Source organism: Frankia tisae, assembly GCF_025403405.1.
Classification (GTDB): domain Bacteria; phylum Actinomycetota; class Actinomycetes; order Frankiales; family Frankiaceae; genus Frankia; species Frankia tisai.
Genome location: NZ_JANEZT010000725.1, coordinates 1 through 1017, shown reverse-complemented (window position 1 = coordinate 1017; position 1017 = coordinate 1). Strand labels below are relative to the sequence as shown.

Below are 1017 nucleotides of genomic sequence, written 5' to 3'. Positions count from 1 at the left end.
GCCCACCCCCGCGGGCTGGGCGCCCGGCCCGGGCGGGGCACCAGCCGGGGATCACCATCCGGACCAGGGCGGCAACTACCCTCGGTACCCCGGGCCCACCCCGCCGGCCCACGATCACGTCGGGGACGGCGGCAGCGGTGAGCACTTCGGCGGCGGCGACCGCGGCGAGGGTCCCGACGCCGCTCACGGCATCGTCAGGCAGCGCGACGCCGGTGCGCACGTCACCAGCCAGAGCAACGCCGGCCAGAGCAATGCCGGCCAGAGCAATGCCGGCGGGGATGGGCTCGGTCAGAGTGGTGGCGCCCCAGGGCCAGGGCGGGCTGGGGATCGTCGCGGCGGTCAGGATGGTGGCGGACCGGCCGGCATCGGTGGGCATGGTTCGGCGGGAGGCGACGGCACGGCCGTCGCCCGGCCAGTCAACGACGAGCCGTCCCTCGACGACGACGATGCCCCAGGGCAGGCGGGCGGGGCACGCGGCGGTGCCGAGGCGGCGATGTCACTGCTGCGGACCGGGCTCGGCGCCACGATCATCGAACAGATCCCGACAAGCTGAAGGCAACGTAGCCTCCTGAAGGCGACGTAGGCTCATCGACATGTCGAACCCGCAGACCCCCGCCGTCGATGGGACCCCGGCCGGCGGTGGACTGCCCGCCGGAGGTGGGGCCCACCTGGGGCAGATCCTCCAGCAGGCGCAGAAGATGCAGGCCGCGCTCCTGTCGGCACAGGAGGAGCTCGCCTCCTCCCGGGTGGACGGCACGGCCGGGGGCGGCCTGGTCCGGGCCACCGTCAACGGCGGCGGCGAGCTCGTCGACCTCACGATCAGCCCCGAGGCGGTCGACCCCGAGGACACCGAGACACTCGCCGATCTGATCCTCGCGGCGGTCCGCGACGCGACCACCAACGCGCACCGGCTCGCCGCGGAGCGGATGGCCTCGCTCACGGGCGGCTTGGGCGCGGGCGGCACCGGCACGGGCGGGCTGGGCGCCGGCGGGCTCGGCGGGGCCGGCGCCCAGCCCG

1 protein-coding gene and 1 pseudogene are annotated in these 1017 nt (G+C 75.9%); both read left to right on the top strand.

The features are described 5' to 3' along the window. Positions 1-553: pseudogene (locus tag NBZ85_RS31350) on the top strand (hypothetical protein); the annotation flags it as partial. A gap of 40 nt (positions 554-593) precedes the next feature. After that, positions 594-1017, top strand: a 424-nt coding sequence (locus NBZ85_RS31345) for a YbaB/EbfC family nucleoid-associated protein (RefSeq protein ID WP_261563449.1), incomplete at its 3' end; no start/stop codon positions are given.